18 protein-coding genes are annotated in these 19,843 nt (G+C 70.8%); 9 read left to right on the top strand and 9 right to left on the bottom strand.

What is annotated here, in order from left to right; all coding sequences use genetic code 11:
- Positions 1 to 22: 22 nt before the first annotated feature.
- Complete coding sequence (locus HW130_RS26135; protein ID WP_177152163.1) at positions 23 to 907, bottom strand: hypothetical protein; 885 nt, start codon at positions 905 to 907, stop codon at positions 23 to 25.
- Between the two features lie 326 nt (positions 908 to 1,233).
- Here HW130_RS26135 and HW130_RS26130 point away from each other — a divergent pair, with 326 nt between their 5' ends.
- From HW130_RS26130 to HW130_RS26115, 4 genes are all read left to right on the top strand, one after another.
- Positions 1,234 to 2,733, top strand: coding sequence for a hypothetical protein (locus HW130_RS26130; RefSeq protein ID WP_177152162.1), 1,500 nt, complete (start codon positions 1,234 to 1,236; stop codon positions 2,731 to 2,733).
- Between the two features lie 25 nt (positions 2,734 to 2,758).
- On the top strand, positions 2,759 to 3,382 hold the full coding sequence (locus HW130_RS26125; protein ID WP_177152161.1) for a hypothetical protein: 624 nt from the start codon (positions 2,759 to 2,761) through the stop codon (positions 3,380 to 3,382).
- Positions 3,383 to 3,408: 26 nt separating this feature from the next.
- On the top strand, positions 3,409 to 3,855 hold the full coding sequence (locus HW130_RS26120; RefSeq protein ID WP_177152160.1) for a hypothetical protein: 447 nt from the start codon (positions 3,409 to 3,411) through the stop codon (positions 3,853 to 3,855).
- A 144-nt stretch (positions 3,856 to 3,999) separates the two neighbouring features.
- Positions 4,000 to 5,697 (top strand): chitinase, encoded by a 1,698-nt coding sequence (locus tag HW130_RS26115; RefSeq protein ID WP_177152159.1) that lies wholly within the window; start codon positions 4,000 to 4,002, stop codon positions 5,695 to 5,697.
- Between the two features lie 110 nt (positions 5,698 to 5,807).
- On the opposite strand, the gene HW130_RS26110 is transcribed toward HW130_RS26115, so the two are convergent.
- A complete protein-coding gene (locus HW130_RS26110; RefSeq protein ID WP_177152158.1) occupies positions 5,808 to 7,100 on the bottom strand; it encodes an Nramp family divalent metal transporter in 1,293 nt (430 codons plus the stop codon).
- 283 nt (positions 7,101 to 7,383) lie between these two features.
- On the opposite strand from HW130_RS26110, the gene HW130_RS26105 reads away from it, so the two are divergent.
- On the top strand, positions 7,384 to 8,721 hold the full coding sequence (locus HW130_RS26105) for a M14 family metallopeptidase (protein ID WP_177152157.1): 1,338 nt from the start codon (positions 7,384 to 7,386) through the stop codon (positions 8,719 to 8,721).
- Positions 8,722 to 8,764: 43 nt separating this feature from the next.
- Here the strand turns inward: HW130_RS26105 and HW130_RS26100 are convergent, their stop codons facing one another.
- The 5 genes from HW130_RS26100 to HW130_RS26080 all read right to left on the bottom strand — a co-directional run bounded on the left by HW130_RS26100 (position 8,765) and on the right by HW130_RS26080 (position 13,522).
- Positions 8,765 to 9,442, bottom strand: a complete 678-nt coding sequence (locus HW130_RS26100; RefSeq protein WP_177152156.1) for a hypothetical protein — start codon at positions 9,440 to 9,442, stop codon at positions 8,765 to 8,767.
- Positions 9,443 to 9,508: 66 nt separating this feature from the next.
- Positions 9,509 to 10,981 (bottom strand): GntP family permease, encoded by a 1,473-nt coding sequence (locus tag HW130_RS26095; protein ID WP_177152155.1) that lies wholly within the window; start codon positions 10,979 to 10,981, stop codon positions 9,509 to 9,511.
- A gap of 98 nt (positions 10,982 to 11,079) precedes the next feature.
- Positions 11,080 to 11,484 (bottom strand): RidA family protein, encoded by a 405-nt coding sequence (locus HW130_RS26090; RefSeq protein WP_177152154.1) that lies wholly within the window; start codon positions 11,482 to 11,484, stop codon positions 11,080 to 11,082.
- Positions 11,481 to 12,245: an IclR family transcriptional regulator gene (locus HW130_RS26085; RefSeq protein ID WP_177152153.1), complete on the bottom strand. Its 765-nt coding sequence runs from the start codon at positions 12,243 to 12,245 to the stop codon at positions 11,481 to 11,483. Before HW130_RS26085 ends, HW130_RS26090 begins: the two co-directional genes overlap by 4 nt.
- On the bottom strand, positions 12,242 to 13,522 hold the full coding sequence (locus tag HW130_RS26080) for a sugar kinase (protein ID WP_177152152.1): 1,281 nt from the start codon (positions 13,520 to 13,522) through the stop codon (positions 12,242 to 12,244). The genes HW130_RS26085 and HW130_RS26080 overlap by 4 nt, the downstream gene beginning before the upstream one ends.
- A gap of 128 nt (positions 13,523 to 13,650) precedes the next feature.
- On the opposite strand from HW130_RS26080, the gene HW130_RS26075 reads away from it, so the two are divergent.
- On the top strand, positions 13,651 to 14,925 hold the full coding sequence (locus HW130_RS26075; RefSeq protein WP_177152151.1) for an amino acid deaminase: 1,275 nt from the start codon (positions 13,651 to 13,653) through the stop codon (positions 14,923 to 14,925).
- Between the two features lie 33 nt (positions 14,926 to 14,958).
- Positions 14,959 to 16,563 (top strand): amidohydrolase family protein, encoded by a 1,605-nt coding sequence (locus HW130_RS26070; RefSeq protein WP_177152150.1) that lies wholly within the window; start codon positions 14,959 to 14,961, stop codon positions 16,561 to 16,563.
- A 16-nt stretch (positions 16,564 to 16,579) separates the two neighbouring features.
- Here HW130_RS26070 and HW130_RS26065 read toward each other — a convergent pair whose 3' ends face one another.
- Positions 16,580 to 17,209 (bottom strand): alpha-ketoglutarate-dependent dioxygenase AlkB, encoded by a 630-nt coding sequence (locus HW130_RS26065; protein WP_177152149.1) that lies wholly within the window; start codon positions 17,207 to 17,209, stop codon positions 16,580 to 16,582.
- A 221-nt stretch (positions 17,210 to 17,430) separates the two neighbouring features.
- Between HW130_RS26065 and HW130_RS26060 the strand changes: the two genes are divergently transcribed.
- Both HW130_RS26060 and HW130_RS26055 read left to right on the top strand, forming a co-directional pair.
- Positions 17,431 to 17,673: a chaplin gene (locus tag HW130_RS26060; RefSeq protein WP_177152148.1), complete on the top strand. Its 243-nt coding sequence runs from the start codon at positions 17,431 to 17,433 to the stop codon at positions 17,671 to 17,673.
- A gap of 651 nt (positions 17,674 to 18,324) precedes the next feature.
- Positions 18,325 to 18,552, top strand: a complete 228-nt coding sequence (locus HW130_RS26055; protein ID WP_177152147.1) for a hypothetical protein — start codon at positions 18,325 to 18,327, stop codon at positions 18,550 to 18,552.
- Positions 18,553 to 18,748: 196 nt separating this feature from the next.
- On the opposite strand, the gene HW130_RS26050 is transcribed toward HW130_RS26055, so the two are convergent.
- Positions 18,749 to 19,414, bottom strand: coding sequence for a vitamin K epoxide reductase family protein (locus HW130_RS26050; RefSeq protein ID WP_177152146.1), 666 nt, complete (start codon positions 19,412 to 19,414; stop codon positions 18,749 to 18,751).
- Between the last annotated feature and the right edge of the window lie 429 nt (positions 19,415 to 19,843).

Genomic DNA, 19,843 nt, shown 5'->3' with positions numbered 1-19,843 from the left:
CCGGACGACCGCCCTGGTGCGGCTACGACCCGGGACGCATAGGTGTTCCGTGGTTCAGGACACCGGGGCTCGAGGTTTGGTTCTCGGCCGGCGCGAGCGGCGCCGAACAGAATTCACAGCGGTCGCCGATGATTTCAAGGCCGCACCAGGAGCACTTCTCCCGTTTGACCGACGAGACGAGCTGATAGACGAGCGTGATGTCGGGCAGGTAGGCGGCGAATTCGATCATTTTCGAGGTGCCCCACCAGCGCGGCGAATCACCCGGCAGCGCGGTCTCGTGCAGGGCCTGGCAGCGCCATGCGGGGGCGAGGGTCGCGGTGACCCACTCGCTCTGCAACTGCCCCTTCGCGACGATCAGCCGGTGGCCGAACTCCGGTCCGGCGAGCTCTCCGCTGCCGATTCTGATCAGGTGCGGCCGCGGGTTGGCCAGGACCGCGAACTGGGAGCCCGGCACCCACGACTTGGCGTGCGACTTGAGGCTCACCGGCACCCGGTCGAGCCTGGCGACGGAGTTCAGCAGGGCCCCGGCGTAGATGTAGTGCGCGAGGAGGCGGGCCGCGGAGGCGACGATGCCCGCGCCGAAGTCGCAGATCGACAGCTGGCGCAGCTGGCGGACGAGCACGGCCACACCGAGCGGCGGCAGCGCCAGCTTCATCAGGGCGATGCGGTCGCTCTCCAGAACGGAGCGCACGGTGTGCAGTCTGCGTTCGTGGGCGACGGGGATCGAGGCGGGATACAGCGCCACCACATAGCCGTGCCGGTCCAGCAGCATCTGCATGTCGACGAGCGCGGCGTCGAGGGGCTGCGCGTCCGGGGGCGGCAACAGCGCTGCCGTCGGCGTGTGTTGGTCGGTGGGCGGTAACACCAGGTCAGCGCTGGTGACAGCGATCGCGGTCTGCACGCTCATTTCCCCGTTCGAATCCGGTCGCCGAACGTACGGCGACCGCTTCCTCACTGCTCGTGCTGCTGCATCAGCACTCTAACCACGTCCTGTGAGGCAGAGAACACCTTTCAGGTCCCCGGCAGGCAACCCGTACGACTCGCACCCGGCTGAAGGGGGACGAAGTCGTCGATTGCCGACTCCCGTCACACCGGCCGAATTACCGTGGCCGCGACTCCCTTTGGGCCCTCGATTGGGTCCGCAGGCCCACGCCGGGCAGTCATGGCCGTGCGTACGCTCCGATTCCGATTCCGCGTGCGAAGGGTGTGCGCGGCCTGGGAGGGGGACGTCGGATGAGACGGGACCGGGGGGCCACGGCGACCGAGTATCTCGGGGTGGTGGTGGTCGTTTCCACCGTCATCGGGGCCGTGACCGGATCCGGCTTGGGCAGCGCGATCACCGAAAAGATCATTTGTGTGATCGACGGCGGTCGGTGCGCCCCCGGAGGCACGTCCCGGGGCACGCCGAAAACCGACGCCGACTACGAACCCCCGCTCTGCCAGATCTCCTCCATCAGCGACAGAGCCGGAGCCAAAGCCAAGATCCTTTTTATCGAGTGGGGCGAGGAATACGGCTTCCAGCAACAGACCTTCCGCGCCAGGAACGACGTCAACGGCGACGGCAAGGTCGACGACGAGGACCAGCAGGTCACGATGACCTTCACCGACGCCGCGTCGGTCGCCGCCAAGAAGGACTGGAAACCGGGCGCCACGGTGGGCAAGTTCGGCGCCGACAAGGTCGAGCTCGGGGCCGGTATCAAGGTCACCAACGGCGACACCTGGGTCTTCGACAGCGAGGCCGACGCCAAGGCCTTCCGTGACGACATCGAGCTGCTCAAGACGTACGAGCTCACCAACCGGCACGCGAACGCGCACGGCGGCGGCCTCGGCAGCAGCATCCTCTACCTCTTCGGCAAGGGCCCCATGGCCGAGGAGGAGAAATTGCGCGACCGCATCGAGGAGAAGCTGGGCGACCGGCACATCAGCTACGGCAAGGTCGGCCTGGAGGCCAGTGCCGCCGGCGGACTCAAGCTGAGCGCGGGCGACGAGAGGAAGCTCGGCGCCACGCTCGGCGGGAACTTCAAGTTCTCGCCCGAGGCGACCTGGACCGACAACGACCACAAGGGCACCAAGTCCTACACGTACTCCGCCGCCGTCGAGTACGGCGGCAAGGTCGGGTACGAGGCCGGGCCGATCAGCGGGGAGTCCTCCGCGTCCACCACGCAGACCGGCACCATCACCGTCACCCACGACAAGAGGACCGGCGAGCTCCTGCGCATCGACATGACCCGTACCGTCGAGAAGGGCGCCACCAAGGACGGCGCCAAGGCGGGCGGCGACAACGGCGGGTCCGGGGACGACAAGCGCGGCGGCAGCGGCGGCGTCAAAGGCTCCGACGAGACCACGGGCATCGAGGTCGTCACGAACTCGATCGTCGTCGCGCCCGGCGCCGAGGGCGCCGAGCAGCGCAGGATCGCGCAGGCGTGGCTGGACGGCAACGGGGACCGGGGGGCGCCGTTCGGCTACATGTTCTCCGACCGCGCGCCGACGACCCGGCCCGGCAACGACGACCCGTTCGGCCAGTTGCTCTTCGACGAGGGGCTGTCGAGCCGCACGACGTACACGGGGCAGACCGAGGCGGCGGAGTACGGGTTCGAGCTCAACCTGGGGCTGAGCCTCGGCTTCTCGGTGTCGACCGAGAAGAAGGAGGAGACCCTCGACGACGCCCACTTCCTCGGAGCGCCGAACGGAAACAGCCGTGACTACGTCCCGTACAGCTACTGTGCGAACTGACCTGGCCGAGGGGAGCGCACACACCATGAGCAGCAGCACCTGCGTCAGCACCTGGAGCGGCGAAGCGGCGACCGGGCACAGACGTACGGCCCGGCGGGCGCTCGCGGCAGTCGTCCTCGCGGCGGCCGTCTCGCTCACCGCCGCGTGCGGGAACGGTCCGGCCGGGGCCGAGGTCCCCGAGGGCTGGCCCCGGCTGACGACGGACTCCGTCACCGTGGCCCACCCACCGGCGTTCAAGGAGCAGGGCGCGGGCAAACGCAGCAAGTTCAACGCTGCCACCGCCACCCTGGAGGAGGGCGGCCGGACGGTCGCCATGATCTCCGTCCAGCTCGACTACACCAACGCCGATTCGGTGGAGGAAGCCGCGATCGGCGCCGAGGCCGGTATCGCCCTCGGCGCCACCCTCGAGGGACAGGAGGACCTGCGGGTCGCGGGTCCCGAGAAGGCGCGGGACGCGAAGCGGATCGACTTCACCTTCACCTCGACCGGTGAACGGGGCACACCCGCCAAGGGCACCCGGGTCGCGGGCGTGATCGTCGCCGGTCTCGACTCCGGCGAGTCTGCGTACGCGGTACGGATCGACGCGGCCGAGGGGCGCCTGTCCCCCGACGAACTGAAGAAGATCATCGACAGCATCGCGGTCGAGTAGGCCCTCGACGCCCTGGAGGCTGCATCATGACGCGCCACGGCCACCCGGCGGTGCCCGCCCGGCGGGACGAGGGGCCGAGAGCGGGATTTCTCACGCTGACGAAGTCCTGGGCGGCGGGCATCGTGGTGCTGCTGTTCACCGAGTACCTCCAGGTCACCCTGGTCTACGACACCCTCGGCGCCCCGGCCGGGCTCGGTTCCTTCGGCGGGCGGCTGCTGCTGATCCACCTGCCGAACGCGCTGTGCGTCGCGCTGTCCGTCTGGGCCGCCGCACGGCTGCACCGGCCGCCCTTCCGGTACGTGACCGTCCGTCACCTGACGGCGGCTCTCGCCGTACCCGTGGCGGCCCAGGTGCTGAACATGGCGGTCCAGTGGCAGAGCCTGGCCGCCGAGGGGCTGCTGATGTCCCATGCCGTGCTGGCGCTCGGCTGCGTGGCGGGGTGGTCCGCCGACCGGCTCCAGGAAGGGGACTGAGCCGGGCGGCCGGGGGCCCGCCTTCCTCCAGAGGTCTTGACAAGCAGATTGGTCTGGACCAACTTGTACCTCCACGGTGGCCACCGTTCCGGGTCTCGGCTCCGGATCCTCCACACCCCCCAACTCCCCCACCGGAGGCTGCAAGTGGACCGCACCACACGCGCACGCAGATGGCTCGGCGCCGGCCTGGCGCTGGCCGTCGGCACCGGACTCGGTCTCATGGGCACGACAGGCACCGCAGAGGCGGCCGACGTCAACGTCGCCAGGAACGCGGGCTTCGAGTCGGGGCTCGCCAACTGGACCTGTTCCGCGGGCAGCGGGACCTCCGTGTCCTCCCCCGTGCACGGCGGCGCATCGGCCCTCAAGGCCACCCCCGCCGGCCAGGACAACGCCAAGTGCACCCAGACCGTGACCGTGAAGCCCAGCTCGACGTACACGCTGAGCGCCTGGGTACAGGGCGGCTACGCCTACCTCGGCGCGAGCGGCACCGGCACGAACGACGTGTCCACCTGGACGCCCGGGACCGGCAGCTGGACCAAGCTGTCGACCTCCTTCACCACGGGTGCGAACACCACCTCGGTGACCGTCTACACCCACGGCTGGTACGGCCAGGCCGCCTACTACGCCGACGACGTGAGCGTCTTCGGCCCCGACGGCGGAGGCGGCTCCGACCCCGACCCGGTCGTGCCCGCGACCCCGGCCGCTCCGACCGTCGCGACCGTGACCTCCTCGTCCGTGGCGCTGAACTGGCGGGCGGTGACCGGCGCGACCGGCTACAACGTGTACCGCGACGGCGCCAGGGTCCAGTCCGTGAGCGGCACGTCGGCCACGGTGACCGGCCTGGCCGCGAACACCGCGTACCGCTTCCAGGTGACGGCGACCAACGCGGCGGGCGAGTCCGCGAAGTCGGCCGCGGTCACCGGGACCACCGCCCCCGGCGGCAACCCGGGCAACCCGGCCGTGCCCCGGCACGCGCTGACCGGCTACTGGCAGAACTTCGACAACGGCGCGACGGTGCAGAAGCTGCGCGACGTACAGGCGCAGTACGACATCATCGCCGTGTCGTTCGCGGACTCCACGGCCACCCCGGGCCAGATCACCTTCAACCTCGACCCGGCCGTCGGCTACTCCTCCGTCGCCGACTTCAAGGCGGACATCGCCGCCAAGAAGGCGGCGGGCAAGTCGGTGATCATCTCGGTCGGCGGCGAGAAGGGCAACGTCACCATCAACAGCGACGCCTCGGCGACGGCCTTCGCCGACAGCGCGTACGCCCTGATGCAGGAGTACGGCTTCAGCGGTGTCGACATCGACCTGGAGCACGGCATCAACGCCACGTACCTGACCAAGGCGCTGCGCCAGCTCTCCCAGAAGGCGGGCTCCTCTCTGGTCCTGACGATGGCCCCGCAGACCATCGACATGCAGAACACCGGCACCGAGTACTTCAAGACCGCGCTCGCCGTGAAGGACATTCTCACGGTGGTCAACATGCAGTACTACAACAGCGGTTCGATGCTCGGCTGCGACGGCAAGGTGTACGCGCAGGGCTCGGTGGACTTCCTCACGGCGCTCGCCTGCATCCAGCTGGAGGGCGGCCTGGACGCCTCCCAGGTCGGCCTGGGCGTCCCCGCCTCGACGCGCGGCGCGGGCAGCGGCTACGTCGACCCGTCCGTCGTGAAGAACGCACTGGACTGCCTGACCCGCGGCGCCAACTGCGGGTCCTTCAAGCCCTCGAAGACCTACCCGGCCCTGCGCGGCGCCATGACCTGGTCCACCAACTGGGACGCGACGGCTGGCAACGCCTGGTCCGGCGCCGTCGGCCCGCACGTCCACAACCTGCCGTGACGGCATGTTGATCGACGAGGGCCCGTGCCGCCGTTCCCCGGCGGCACGGGCCCCTCAGGGGGTGCCCGGCAGATCGTGGCCGGGCACCCCCTCGTCGCATCCCGCCGGGTTCACCAGGGCAGGTCCCGCACCTGCTGCACGCACAGCACGACGAACAGCAGGCCGGCTCCCGCCAGCATCACGTTGCTGAGCATGCCGTTGCGCCACTCGGCGGGCGTCCGGGCGGAGTTGAGCAACCAGAACAGGGTGAGCGCGAGGAACGGCATGAAGAACGCGCCGATCACGCCGTAGACGATCACCAGGCCGAACGGCTGGTCCAGGAAGAGCAGCGCGATGGGCGGGAAGGTGAGCCACAGCAGGTACGCGCGGAACGGCAGCGACTTCTCCCGGCTGCCCGACGCCACCTCCGTGCCCGTCGTCGCCTCGCCCCTCTTGCGGTAGTTGGAGACGAAGTCGGCGAACATCAGGCTCACGCCGTGCCAGACGCCGATCAGCGAGGTGAAGGACGTGGCGAAGAAGCCGACGAGGAAGAGCTTGGCCGTGGTGCTCCCGTAGCGGTCCGCGAGGACGTCGCTCAGGTCGAGCAGGCCCTTGTCGCCCTTGGCCAATGCGACGCCGGAGGAGTGCAGGAGCTCGGCTCCGACGAAGAGCATGGCGACGACGAAGATGCCGGTCGTGAGGTAGGCGACCCGGTTGTCCAGGCGCATCACCTTCATCCAGCCGGTGTCGGTCCAGCCCTTGGCGTTGACCCAGTAGCCGTACGCGGCGAGCGTGATGGTGCCGCCGACGCCGCCGATCAGGCCGAGCGTGTAGATGAGCGAGCCGTCCGGCAGGACCGGCGCGAGACCCGCGAAGGCGTCGCCGAGGTTGGGGGTCACCCGGACGGCCAGGTAGACGGTGACCACGAACATCACGCCGACCAGCACGGTCATGACCTTCTCGAACACGGCGTACCGGTTGAACCAGACGAACACCAGCCCGACCAGACCGCACAGCACGGCCCACCACTTGAGGTCCATGGTCCCCGGGAACAGGGCGTCGAGCGGGAGCGCGCTGGAGGACATCGCGGCCGCGCCGTAGACGAATCCCCAGATGACGACGTAGACGACGAAGTAGGCCGTGGTCCAGGACCCGAGGCTGCGCCAGCCGTCGAAAAGGGTCCGTCCGGTGGCGAGGTGCCAGCGCCCGGCCGCCTCCGCCAGGGAGATCTTCACGAGGCAGCCGATGACCGCGGCCCACAGGAGTGTGTAGCCGAACTTGCTTCCGGCGATGAGGGTGGCGACCAGGTCGCCGGCCCCGACACCGGTCGCCGCGACGACGATGCCCGGTCCGATGTACCGCCAGCTCGCCCTGCGCGGCCGGGAGGTGACCTCGCCGGTGCTCTCTTCGGTGGTGCCTGACATGCGCAGCCGCCTTCCCGCTCGTCCCTCCGACGTGACTGGGTTACCCAAACCGGATGCCGGTGATCCCACAAGAGGCCCGGCAAGGTGTCCCGCATCCGGAAGGCGGGCGTATGGCCGGGAGTCGCTATTGACCGGAGCATGCCAGAGTCGCACCATGAGCGCGCGAGCCACCGCCGCCGCAACCGCACACGCGCACACCCGTACCCCGCGCACGCACACCCCGCACCCGCACCCGCACCCCGCACGCGCACTGAGCAACCCCCCACAACTCAGGAGCAGTTGCATGCGAATCCGCCCCTCGGGCAAACGGTCCGCCGCACTCGCGGCCGTCGTCGCCCTCGCCCTGGCAGCACCCCTGACCGCCAGCGCCTCGCCGTCGGCCGACCGGCCCGCGCCGGCCACCGCCGGTGAGGAGGAACGCACCCGGCAGTACCGCATCCACGGCCCCGACAGCGCCGCCGACCGCACGGCCGTCGCCGCCACCGGGGTGTCCGTCGACGAGGTGGACGACCACACGATCGTCGTCAGCGCCACCGCCGCCCAGGCGAAGCGGCTGCGCGCCCTCGGACACACCCTCACGGCCCTTGCCGGGCCGCCGGATCGCTCGGCGACGGCCGGCGTCGAGCCGTTCGACTTCCCCTCGGCCGACGCCAAGTACCACAACTACGCCGAGATGAAGGCGGAGATCGACCAGCGCATCGCCCAGTACCCGGCCATCATGAGCAAGCGCGTCATCGGCAAGAGCTACCAGGGCCGCGACATCGTCGCCGTCAAGATCAGCGACAACGTGGCGACCGACGAGAACGAGCCCGAGGTCCTGTTCACCCACCACCAGCACGCGCGCGAGCACCTCACCGTGGAGATGGCGCTCTACCTGCTGCGCGAGTTCGGCGAGGACTACGGCAGCGACAGCCGGGTCACGAACGCCGTGAACAGCCGCGAGATCTGGATCGTCCCCGACCTCAACCCGGACGGCGGCGAGTACGACATCGCCACCGGCTCCTACCGCAGCTGGCGCAAGAACCGGCAGCCCAACTCCGGGTCCTCGTACGTCGGCACCGACATGAACCGCAACTGGAACCACAAGTGGGGCTGCTGCGGCGGCTCCTCGAGCTCCCCCGGCTCCGACACCTACCGCGGCACGTCCGCCGAGTCGGCGCCCGAGGTGAAGGTCGTCGCCGACTTCGTGCGCTCCCGGGCCGTCGGCGGCAGGCAGCAGATCAGGACGGCCATCGACTTCCACACCTACAGCGAGCTGGTGCTGTGGCCGTACGGGTACACGTACAGCGACACGGCCGCCGGCATGACGCAGGACGACCGCGACGCCTTCGCCGCCGTCGGCCGGAAGATGGCGGCGAGCAACGGCTACACGGCCGAGCAGTCGAGCGACCTCTACATCACAGACGGCTCGATCGACGACTGGCTGTGGGGCAACCAGAAGATCTTCGGCTACACCTTCGAGATGTACCCGCGCTCCTCGTCGGGAGGCGGCTTCTACCCGCCCGACGAGGTGATCGAGCGCGAGACCTCCCGCAACCGGGACGCCGTGCTCCAGTTGCTGGAGAACTCCGACTGCATGTACCGGTCGATCGGCAAGGAGTCCCAGTACTGCACCGGCTGATCCACTGCCTGACGGCGCCCGGGACCGGCGGTCCCGTGCGCTGTCAGGTGAACGCGATCCTCGACCACGGCCGGTCGGGGTCCCACTCCGGTACGACGCGCGCCATCGCCCGTCGGAACTCTTCCTCCGTGCGGGCCTCGTACAGCGGCGCGAAAACCGGGTTGGACCCGAACTGCCAGACCGCGCCGTCCCGCTTGACGACGAGCACCGGACCACCGCCGTAGGTCATCGCGGAGGTGTCGCCGTCGAGGTACGCCTCCGGCTGCGTGTCGACCAGGTACGCGAAGCCGAGGTCCGAGATCCGCCGCTCGGGCCACGGGGTGCCGTACGTCGTCCGCACCCACGCGCACAACACCGGATAGGGCAGCCCGGCCGGCGCTGCGGCGGGCATCCGGCCGCCGAGGTAATGGCCGAGCACCGGCACGAGCCCGGCGGACCATTCGCGCAGACGGGCCCGGCGCCTGACGCCGACGCGGCACTCGTAGAGCATGCCGTTCGTGTGCGCGACCGTGACGACGAGACACAGGCCGCGGACCTCGTGACGGACGCCGCGCACCTCGTGCCAGGCGAACTCCGCGTGCAGGGCGCCCTGGTCGAAGCAGATGCCGGCCGCGTCCACGAGCACGGCGTTGTGCGCGTCGGCCGCGACGAACTCCGGGCCTGCGGGTGCGTACGGGGGTGCCGGGACCGGCGGCCGGTCCGGTGCTGGGGGTGTGACCACCCGTCGACCCTAGAGGATGCGGAAGCGGCAGAGCTCGCGCCTGCCCTCCCCGTCGGAGCCCGCCTGCTAGAGGACGAGGCTGAGCGCCGCCGCGACGGCGAAGCCCGCGACCGACAGCACCGACTCCAGGACCGTCCACGACTTCAGGGTGTCCCGCTCCGAGATGCCGAAGTACTTGGAGACGATCCAGAACCCGCCGTCGTTGACGTGCGAGGCGAAGATCGAGCCCGCCGAGATCGCCATGATGACCAGCGCGAGGAACGGCTGCGAGTGGTCGCCGTTCTCGACCAGGGGCACGACGATGCCCGCGGTCGTGACGATCGCGACGGTCGCCGATCCCTGCGCCACACGCAGCACCAGCGATATCAGGTACGCGAGGACGATGACCGGCAGGCCGACGTCGTTGAAGGTGTCCGACAGCGCCTGCGCGACGCCGCTGGCCTTGAGCACGGCGCCGAAGACGCCGCCCGCGCCGACGACGAGCAGGATGTTGCCGACCGGCTTGAGGGACTGCGTGGACACCGACTCGAGGGACTTGCGGGTCCAGCCGCGCCGGAGGCCCAGCAGCCAGTACGCCATGACCAGCGCGATCGTCAGGGCGACGAAGGGGCTGCCGAAGAACTCGATGACCGAACGGGGGGTGGAGGGTTCGAGCGTGATGGAGGAGAACGTCGCGGCGAGGATGAGGATCAGCGGCGTACCGATGATGGTGAGCACGGTCCCCAGCGAGACCGGCGCCTCCTGGGGCGCCCGGCCGGCGGCGGCCTGCTCGGCGTGGACGGCGGCCCTGGCGTCCTCCGCGGCCTCCACCATGTCCTGCGGGACCTCGACGAACAGCCGCTTGCCGATCCAGGAGGCGTAGCCCCAGGCGGCGAGCACGGCGGGGATGCCGACCACGATGCCCATGACGATGACCCAGCCGAGGGAGACGCCGAACAGGCCGGCGGCGGCGACCGGGCCGGGGTGCGGCGGCAGGAAGGCGTGGGTCATGGACAGACCGGCGAGCAGCGGCATCGCGTAGAGGATGATCGACTTGCCGGACCGCTTGGCGGCCGCGTAGACGATCGGCGCGAGGACGAAGATGCCGACGTCGAAGAAGACCGGGATGCCGAAGATCAGGCCGGTGAGGCCCATGGCGAGCGGGGCGCGCTTCTCGCCGAACAGGCCGAGCAGGCGCGAGCTCAGCACCTCGGCGCCGCCCGACACCTCGAGTATCGCGCCGAGCATCGTGCCGAGGCCGATGATGATGGCGACATGGCCGAGGATGCCGCCCATGCCGGTCTCGATGACGGAGACGGCGGCGGACCGCTGGACGGTGCCGAAGAGTTCGGTGACGGACAGGCCCGCGGCGAGTCCGACCGCGATGGACACGGCGAGCAGCGCGACGAACGGCTGCAGCCGCACCTTGATGATCAGCAGGAGAAGCAGCGCCATACCGAGGGCGGCGACGGTGAGGAGACCGGCGGTGCCGTCGATGAGGGTGAGCAGACCACCGGTGTGCGGGGTGGGTGGTGGGGGTGCGTCAGCGGCGATGAGCATGGAGGAGTGTCCGTTCCAGGCGGTTTTCGGCAAGGGGGGACCGCGGCACGGCGCATCGGGGAGGAGCGCCGTGCCGTACTGCTGCGGGTTCAGAAGGATCAGTCCAGGACTGCCAGGGCGTCGATCTCGATGAGCAGGCCGGCGGGGAGGCCGACGTAGACCGTCGTACGGGCGGCGGGGGCCACCGTCAGGTCCTTGAAGTACTCGTTGTAGATCTCGTTCATCTCGGCGAAGTGGGCCGTGTCGGTGAGGTAGACACGGATCATCATCACGTCGTCCCAGGACGCACCGCCCTCCTCGAGGATCGCCTTGACGTTGGCGAGGGTCTGGAGGGTCTGCTCGCGCAGGGTCGGGCCGGCCGGGGTCGGCGCCTGGCCCTCGGCAGCGGGGAGGAAACCGACCTGTCCGGCGACCTGGAGGATGTTGCCCTTCCTGACGCCGTGCGAGAACTTCGCGGGCGGGGCGGTGTGGGTGCTCGGGGTGATCGCGGACTTCTCGCTCATGCGCGTGCTTCCTTCTGAGGGGTGTGACCTGAGTACTCCCGCGTGATGGCGTCGGCGGTGCGCCGCACCAGCGGGAGGAGGGTGAGGAGTTCGTCGGCGGTGACGACGACGTTCGGCGCGGACACCGACATGGCGGCGACGGCCCGGCCGTCCGCACCGCGGATGGGGGCCGCGATGCAGTTGATCGACTCCTCGTGGCCGCCGAGGTCGGTGGCCCAGCCCTGTTCGCGCACGGTGGCCAGTTCCTTGAGGAAGGCGCCGGCGTTCGGGGTCGAACGGGACGTGTACATGGGGTAGTCGAGCTTCTCGGCGACGGTGCGCCGCTCGGGCTCGGGGAGGTCGGCCAGTAGCAGCTTGGCCACGGCCGCGACGGTGATGGCGACCGGCTTGCCGATCCGGGAGTACATCCGGACCGGGTAGCGGCTCTCGACCTTGTCGATGTAGAGGACTTCGCTCTCCTCGTGCACCGCGAGGTGGACGGTGTGCCCGATCTGCTCGTTGAGGGCGACGAGGTGGGGGTGCGCGATCTCGCGTACGTCGAGGTTCTCGACGGCCTCCTGCGCGAGGGCGATCAACCTGGCGCCGAGGCGGTAGCGCTGGTCCTGCTGGCGGTAGACGAGGCCGTGCTCGTGCAGCGTGCGCAGCAGGCGCAGTGCGGTGGACTTGTGGACGCCGAGCCGGTCGGCGACCTGTCCGAGGTCGGCGGGCCCCTGCGCGAGCAGCGGCAGGATGCTCAGCGCGCGGTCGACGGTCTGGCTCATGGTGTACGTACCTCCTGGTCTGCCCCTGTCCACCCGGGGCCGAGGTGCAGTCTCCCCCAGGCGTCGTCGTCGAGGGCGACGAGCCGGTCGGCGTGCGCGGCGGCGGGAAAGGCGCCCAGGTCACCGGCGACGGTGAGGGTGGCGGCGGCGTACAGGTGTCCCTGCCGGAGCCGGTCCTTCACGGGCAGCCCGCGGAGGCTGCCGCCGAGGAACCCGGCGGCGAAGGCGTCCCCGGCGCCGGTGGCGGCGACGACGCGTACGGCCGGGGCGGGCACGTGCGTGATGCTGTCGCCGCGCGGAGCCGTTCCCTGCCCCGCCCTCCCCCTACGCGTGGCGGCGTGGGCGGTACCCAGATCCCGTACCGGGGCAGGCCCCGGACCCCGGAATGGCCTTCGGGCGTTTTCGGGGCTCCCCGGCAGGGCTGGATTTCGGGGAGCGGCATCAGGCCGGCCGGGGGAGCTTGAGGACATGGTCCGGGCGGAGCCCGGTCCGGGACGTGGGACCGCTCCCACGCCCCCAGGCGCAGGGGGAGGCGTGGGGAGAACCCCGCGGTCGAACGCCACCGCGCCCGCCGCGCCCCGCTTCACCACCAGCACCGACGGCTCCGGCAGCGCCTCGCGGATCGCGTCGGCGCCCCGCAGGCCCCACGCCTCCTCCGCCTCGTCCTCGCCCACGAACACGATGTCCGCGCCCCGGGCGAGCTCCAGCAGCACCCGCGCGCCGGACGCCGGGTCGCGCCACAGGCCCGGCCGGTGGTTCACGTCGAAGGAGACCGGCGGCCGGCCGTCCCGTCGTGCGGTCAGCTCCCGCATCAGCGCGAGGCAGTCCGGGGACAGGGCGGCGGTGATGCCCGAGAGGTGGAGCAGACGCCCGGACCACACGTCCTCGCCCCGCACGTTCGCCGGCGACATCGCCGATGCCGCCGAGCCCGCCCGGTAGTACACGACCTCGTGCTCGTCCGTCGCCCGGTCGCCCGCTGTGCGGAAGTACACGCCGGTGGGGCGCTCGGCGTCGCGCGTGACGGTCGAGGTGTCCACCCCGTACGCCGCGATCGCCTCCACGAGGTGGTCGCCGAAACCGTCCGCGCCCACGCGCCCGACCCAGCGCGCCCGGTGGCCCGCCGCCGCGAGCGCGCAGGCCACGTTGGACTCTGCGCCGCCGATGCCGCGGACGAACGACGGCACATCGGCGAGGCGGCCCTCACGGGTCGGCAGGAACGTGACCATGGACTCGCCGAGACAGACGACGTCCACGGGGGCCTGCACGCTCGCGGTCATGATCGCGGGGCTCCTTGCCGGTCGGTCGCCGGGCACCATTGACCCGGCGTTGGCTCGGATGTTAGACAGCGCTAAGCGAAATACGCAATGGCCGTTGCAGATAATGCAACGCCACGGAGGAGGGCCCCATGGCTGCCGACAACGCCGTCGCACGACTCGCCGACGAACCGGTCGACCACCGCTTCAAGGCGCTCCCGCCCGACGCCGAGGGCCGGACCGTCGGCGAACTGGCGGCCGCCCGCCTCAACCTCTTCACCGGCGGCTTCACCACCCCCGTCCTGGCGCTGTCCGCCGAGTCGGTGGAGCACAACCTGGCGCTCCTGGAGACGTACGCCGAGCGCCACGGCCTCGCCTTCGCCCCGCACGGCAAGACCTCCATGTCGCCGCAGCTCTTCGCCCGCCAGCTCGAGTACGGCGCCTGGGGCATCACGGCGGCCGTGCCGCACCAGGTCCGCGTCTACCGGGCGTACGGGATCGAGCGGATCTTCCTGGCCAACGAGGTGGTCGACGCGGCCGCCCTGCGCTGGATCGGACAGGAGCTCGACGCCGACCCCGGCTTCCGCCTCGTCTGCTACGTCGACTCCGTGCGCGGAGTCGAGCTGATGGACCAGGCGCTGCGCGGCACCTCGCGCCCGCTGGACGTCGTCGTCGAGCTCGGCGCGGGCGAGGGCGCGCGCACGGGTGCCCGTACGGAGGCGGACTGCGCGGCGGTGGCCGACGCGGTGGCCGCCACCCGGACGCTGCGGCTGGTCGGCGTCGCCGGGTACGAGGGCGAGGTCCCGAAGGCCGACGCCGAGAGGGTGCGCGCCTGGCTGCGCCGGCTGGTGGCACTGGCGGTGGACTTCGACAAGGTGGGCCGGTTCGCGGACTCCGGCGAGATCGTGGTCAGCGCGGGCGGCAGCGCGTGGTTCGACGCCGTGGCGGACGTGTTCGCCGAGATCCCCGAACTGTCGGCGCCGGTCCTCAAGTTGCTGCGCTCCGGCGCCTACGTCTCGCACGACGACGGCCATTACCGTCATCTGACCCCCTTCAACCGGGTGCCGGACGAGGGCGCGCTCCAGCCGGCGTTCCGCCTGTGGGCGCAGGTCGTCTCGCGTCCCACCCCGGAGCAGGCGTTCGTGAACGCGGGCAAGCGGGACGCGGCGTACGACCTCGACCTCCCGCAGGCGCAGGTCGTCCGCGACGCCCGCACCGGCGAGATCCGCCCGGCCACCGGCCTGACGGTCACGGCCCTGTCCGACCAGCACGGCTGGCTGCAAACCGAGCCGGAGGCGCGGCTGGAGGTCGGGGACTGGGTGGGTTTGGGGCTGTCGCACCCGTGCACGAGCTTCGACAAGTGGCAGCTGATTCCGCTGGTGGAGGCGGACGGCACGGTCACGGACTACATCCGCACGTTCTTCTGAGCGGGAGCCGTTCCCCACCCCGAGAGGACCCCCATGGACCTGGTCATCCGCGACGTGCGCGTCATCGACGGCAGTGGCGGCGCCTCCTACCGCGCCGACGTCGGCCTCGCCCGCGGCCGCGTCGCGGCGATACGCCGGGAGGGCGAGCCCGCCCTCTCCGGCGCCCGCACGCTCGACGCCCACGGCCTCGCGCTCTCCCCCGGTTTCATCGACATGCACGCCCACAGCGACCTCGCCCTGCTGCGCGACCCCGACCACAGCGCCAAGGCGGCCCAGGGCGTGACCCTCGAAGTGCTGGGGCAGGACGGTCTGTCGTACGCGCCCGTCGACGACGCCACGCTCGCCCAGGTCCGCACGGCGATCACCGGCTGGAACGGCGGTGCGCCCGGAGACACCACCGTCGACTTCGACTGGCGCACGGTCGGCGAGTACCTCGACAGGCTCGACCGCGGCATCGCCGTGAACGCCGCGTACCTCGTCCCGCAGGGCACGGTGCGCATGTACGCCGTGGGCTGGGAGGACCGTCCCGCCACCGACGCCGAACTGGCCCGGATGAAGCAGCTCGTCGCCGAGGGGCTGGAGCAGGGCGCCGTCGGCCTCTCGTCGGGGCTGACGTACACCCCCGGGATGTACGCGAACGACTCCGAGCTCACCGAACTGTGCCGCGTCGTGGCCGCGTACGACGGCTACTACTGCCCCCACCACCGCTCCTACGGCGCAGGAGCCCTCGAGGCGTACGAGGAGATGGTGGCGCTCACCCGCGAGGCGGGCTGCGCGCTCCATCTCGCCCACGCCACCATGAACTTCGGGGTCAACAAGGGCCGGGCCCCGGAGCTGCTGGCCCTGCTCGACGACGCGCTGGACGCCGGCGCCGACATCACGCTGGACACCTACCCGTACACGCCCGGCTGCACGACGCTCGTCGCCGTGCTGCCGAGCTGGGCGGGCGAGGGCGGTCCCGACGCGGTGCTCGCCCGGCTCCGGGACGACGAGACCGCGGAGCGGATCCGCCACCATCTGGAGGAGATCGGCTCCGACGGCTGCCACGGCGTGCCGGTGGAGTGGGACACGATCGAGATCTCGGGCGTGAACGACCCCGCCCTGGCGGACCACGTCGGCCGCACGGTGCTCGAGTCCGCGAAGGCGCGCGGCGAGGAGCCCTGGGTCACCGCCCGGCGCCTGTTGATCGAGGACCGGCTCGGCTCGACGATCCTGCAGCACGTCGGCCACGAGGAGAACGTCCGCGCGATCATGCGCCACCGCGTCCACACCGGCGGCAGCGACGGCATCCTCCAGGGCCTCAAGCCGCATCCGCGCGCGTACGGCACCTTCCCGCACTACCTGGGCCGGTACGCCCGTGACCTGGGGATCCTGTCCCTGGAGGAGACGGTCGCCCATCTGACCTCGCGCCCGGCGGCCCGCCTGCGGCTCCCGGACCGCGGCCTGGTGCGCGAGGGCTACCGCGCCGATCTCGTCCTGTTCGACCCGGACACGGTCGCGGCCGGCTCCACCTTCGAGGCCCCACGCACCCTGCCGACGGGCATCCCGCATGTGCTGATCGACGGCCGGTTCGTGATCGAGGACGGGGTCCGTACGGATGTGCTCGCCGGCCGCTCCGTACGGCGCACCCCCGACTGACGTGCCACGATCCCCGCTAGTTCACCCCGCGCGGGCGGAACTGCACGCTGATCCGCGGGCCCACCGGACGCGCCGTCTTCGGCACGGCGTGCTCCCAGGTGCGCTGGCAGGAGCCGCCCATCACGACGAGGTCGCCGTGCCCGAGCGGGCGGCGGACCTGGGTGCCGCCGCCGTGCAGCGGCCGCAGGACGAGATCGCGCGGGTCGCCGACGGACACGATGGCGACCATGGTGTCCTCCCGGGCGCCCCGGCCGATCCGGTCGCCGTGCCAGGCGACGCTGTCGCGGCCGTCACGGTAGTAGCAGAGCCCGGCCGTGACGAAGGGCTCGCCCAGCTCGTGCGCGTAGTGGCACGACAGGGCGTCCCGCGCCTGTTCCAGCACAGGATGCGGCAGGGGGTCGTCCTCGCCGTAGTAGGCGAGCAGCCGGGGGACGTCCACGGTGCGCTCGTACATCCGGCGCCGCTCGGCACGCCACGGCACGGTGCCGACGAGCTCGTCGAACAGCAGATCGGCGCCGGTGAGCCAGCCCGGCAGCGCGTCCAGCCACGCCCCGTGCCCGAGGACCGTGCGGCGCACGCCATCAAGGGGTGCGAGGCCGATCTCGTCGGCCTGGTCGAAGAGCGAAGCCTGAAGATGCGCTGCCATGCTCTCCACAGTAGCCCCACAACCGAACGCCTGATCGAACGACGGCGTTCGTCCGGTGCGGCACAGGGCCGAGGCCGAGCGCGCCCGGTCCCGCACGCCGATCTCCTCCGCAAGGGTCGGACTTCGCCCTGATCCGTTACCGGTGTCCGTTTGCGGCGTTGAACGAGAAGTGAAGGTCGCAAATCCCTGCGGCCTCCTCTGTTCCTTACAAGGAGAAGTTGATGTCGCGTATCGCGAAGGCCGCCGCCGTTGTCGCCAGCACGGGCGCCATCCTTGCCGGCGGCGCCGGCATTGCTGCCGCCGACGCCGGGGCCCTCGGTGAGGCCGTCGGTTCCCCGGGCGTCGCCTCGGGCAACCAGCTCCAGGTCCCCCTCCACGTGCCGACCAACCTCTGTGGCAACACGGTGGACGCCATCGCGCTGCTCAACCCGGCCTTCGGCACCAGCTGCCTCAACGGCGCCTGAGCACCGCTGCACCCGTCGCGGCCTCCCCTGTACCACTGGGGGAGGCCGCGACCTCGTTCGGTGCACGACGCCGCATGCAGATGGTGAGGGCCGGCCGGAAGTCTCCCGGCCGGCCCTCGATCCGCACTTCGACATGTCGTCACCCCTCCCCGTGGGTTGCTCCTGCGAAGTAATGACGCTTCGGTGTTGACGGCTTCAGCGGGGACAACCAGCGTGCGACCAAAGGGTTGTTCGCCCCGGACGGGGGCAACCGGGGCTCGCAGCAGTCCCGTTCACCGGCTGCGTACGCTGCCGTTCGCCGTCGAGGCGAGCTGACCGGCCACCGGGCGTACGGGACCCGGCGGGCTTCAACTGGCGGTCCCCAGCCGGGAGACCGGCAGCAGGACGTGCGCGGCGACCGCTCGGCACCCTGGTGCCGCGGGACCGCCTCCCCCGCCCCGATCAGCAGCGCGGGTGAACGGGGCGGGAGCCTGCCCGCACACGACGGGGACGACGGCGGCGCACCCCGCGTCACGCGGGAATCCCGCCACGTGCGCTCGAAAGGCCGTTCCCGTCGTACCCCGGTCGTACCGGCGCGGCAGTGACCTCGGCCGACGGATGCGCGTTGGCCCGCGTATGGCAAGGACTACCGCGCCGACTCGTTGGCAGCGCGTGCAGACGAGAACCGATTCGACGCCTGCGGCCCGGCAGCCGGGCAGCAGCCCCATCTACGAACAGCTGGCACGGGAGTGGGCGGCGGGCGGCCGGACGCTGCCGGGCACGCCGGACGGGGACTGGGCACGGCTCACCCGCTTCCCCGCCCCTTCCGCCGAGGAGCAGGTCCGTCCCGCTCCCCCGCCACCGCGGCGCGGCTGGCTCCACGAGCGGCACGACACCTGATCCCCGGGGTGCTCGACGCCGCCGTCGGCCTGCCGGCCAAGGCCGACGCCGGCTGCGTCGTCGACTCCCTCCCGATCACCGCCGCAACCGCACGGGCACCAACCGACGCCTCGCACGCAGGAGCCCCGGCGCCGTCAGGGCGGCCGGGGCTGCTGCGCGTCCGGGCCCGCTCGCCGGGACCGGCGGACCCTTCGTGTCAGCCGGTCCAGAAGTCCCACCACCGGGTCAGCACGAGCATCCCGATGATGCCGACGTGCAGCACCGGCAGCACCCACGTGAACTCGCCGAAGAAACACCGCAGTCCGGCCGGCGCGGGCAGCAGCCCGTTCCGCACGCTGTGCGCGGTCACGTACCAGAACATGACGATCGTGGCGACCCACGCCAGGCAGCACCACAGGCACAGCGCGTTGATCTCGTACAGCGACTGCTGCATCAGCCATGTGCAGAACCCGACGCCGAACAACGTCCCCGCGTTGAACGTCAGCCAGTACCAGCGCGGGAAACGCGCGCCCGCCAGCAGGCTCACCCCGACGCCGACCACGACCGCGTATGCCACCAGCCCCAGCATCGGGTTGGGAAAGCCGAACGCGGACGCCTGGCCGCTCTCCATCACGCTGCCGCAGGACACCACCGGATTGAGACTGCACCCCGGAGTGAAGGTCGTGCCCGCGATCTTCGCCTCGAGGATCTTGAACTTGTCCAGCGTGATGACCCACGCCGCGAGGAGCCCCGCCGCACCCGTCACCACCAGCATCCAGGCGAAGGCGCGCCCCACGCCGACCGCCCCGTGGGCGGGGCCCCTGACCGCCCGCCGCCCTCCCCTCTGTTCGACGGACAAGGATCCGGTCGCCGTAATTGTCATATTGAATTCACCACTCGTTCGACCTGATGGATTCGCCTATTGTGCGCCGCACGCAAAGTCGACGATCGGGCCGCGGAATCCGTTCAGCACTACGGGTGAACGGATACTACCGACGACTCGTGCAACCCGCGTGCGGCACTCGGGTGGAGGTCCGCAACCGAAGTGCCCCGGGCGCATCCTGAGCACTGGGCTCCCATACCCGGAATCAAATTCCCAAACAAAAACCGTGACAATTCCTTGGCGATTCCGTACGCCTGTTCGAATCATTACATGTGGGGCATACGAGTGACTTTCCGGACCGGCAGTGGCCGACCGGTTTCCGACCGGGAATCGCATCGTTACTAGTTCTGCGGAAGGCGCATGCCCGCATGAAGGAAATGCGGCTGCGCGGCACGAAGGCCGTACCGCGTACCGTGCCCCTGCTGAAAG

Origin of the sequence: Streptomyces sp. PKU-EA00015 (assembly GCF_013387495.1) — a bacterium.
Classification (GTDB): domain Bacteria; phylum Actinomycetota; class Actinomycetes; order Streptomycetales; family Streptomycetaceae; genus Streptomyces.
This window is presented reverse-complemented; position numbering and strand designations above follow the sequence as displayed.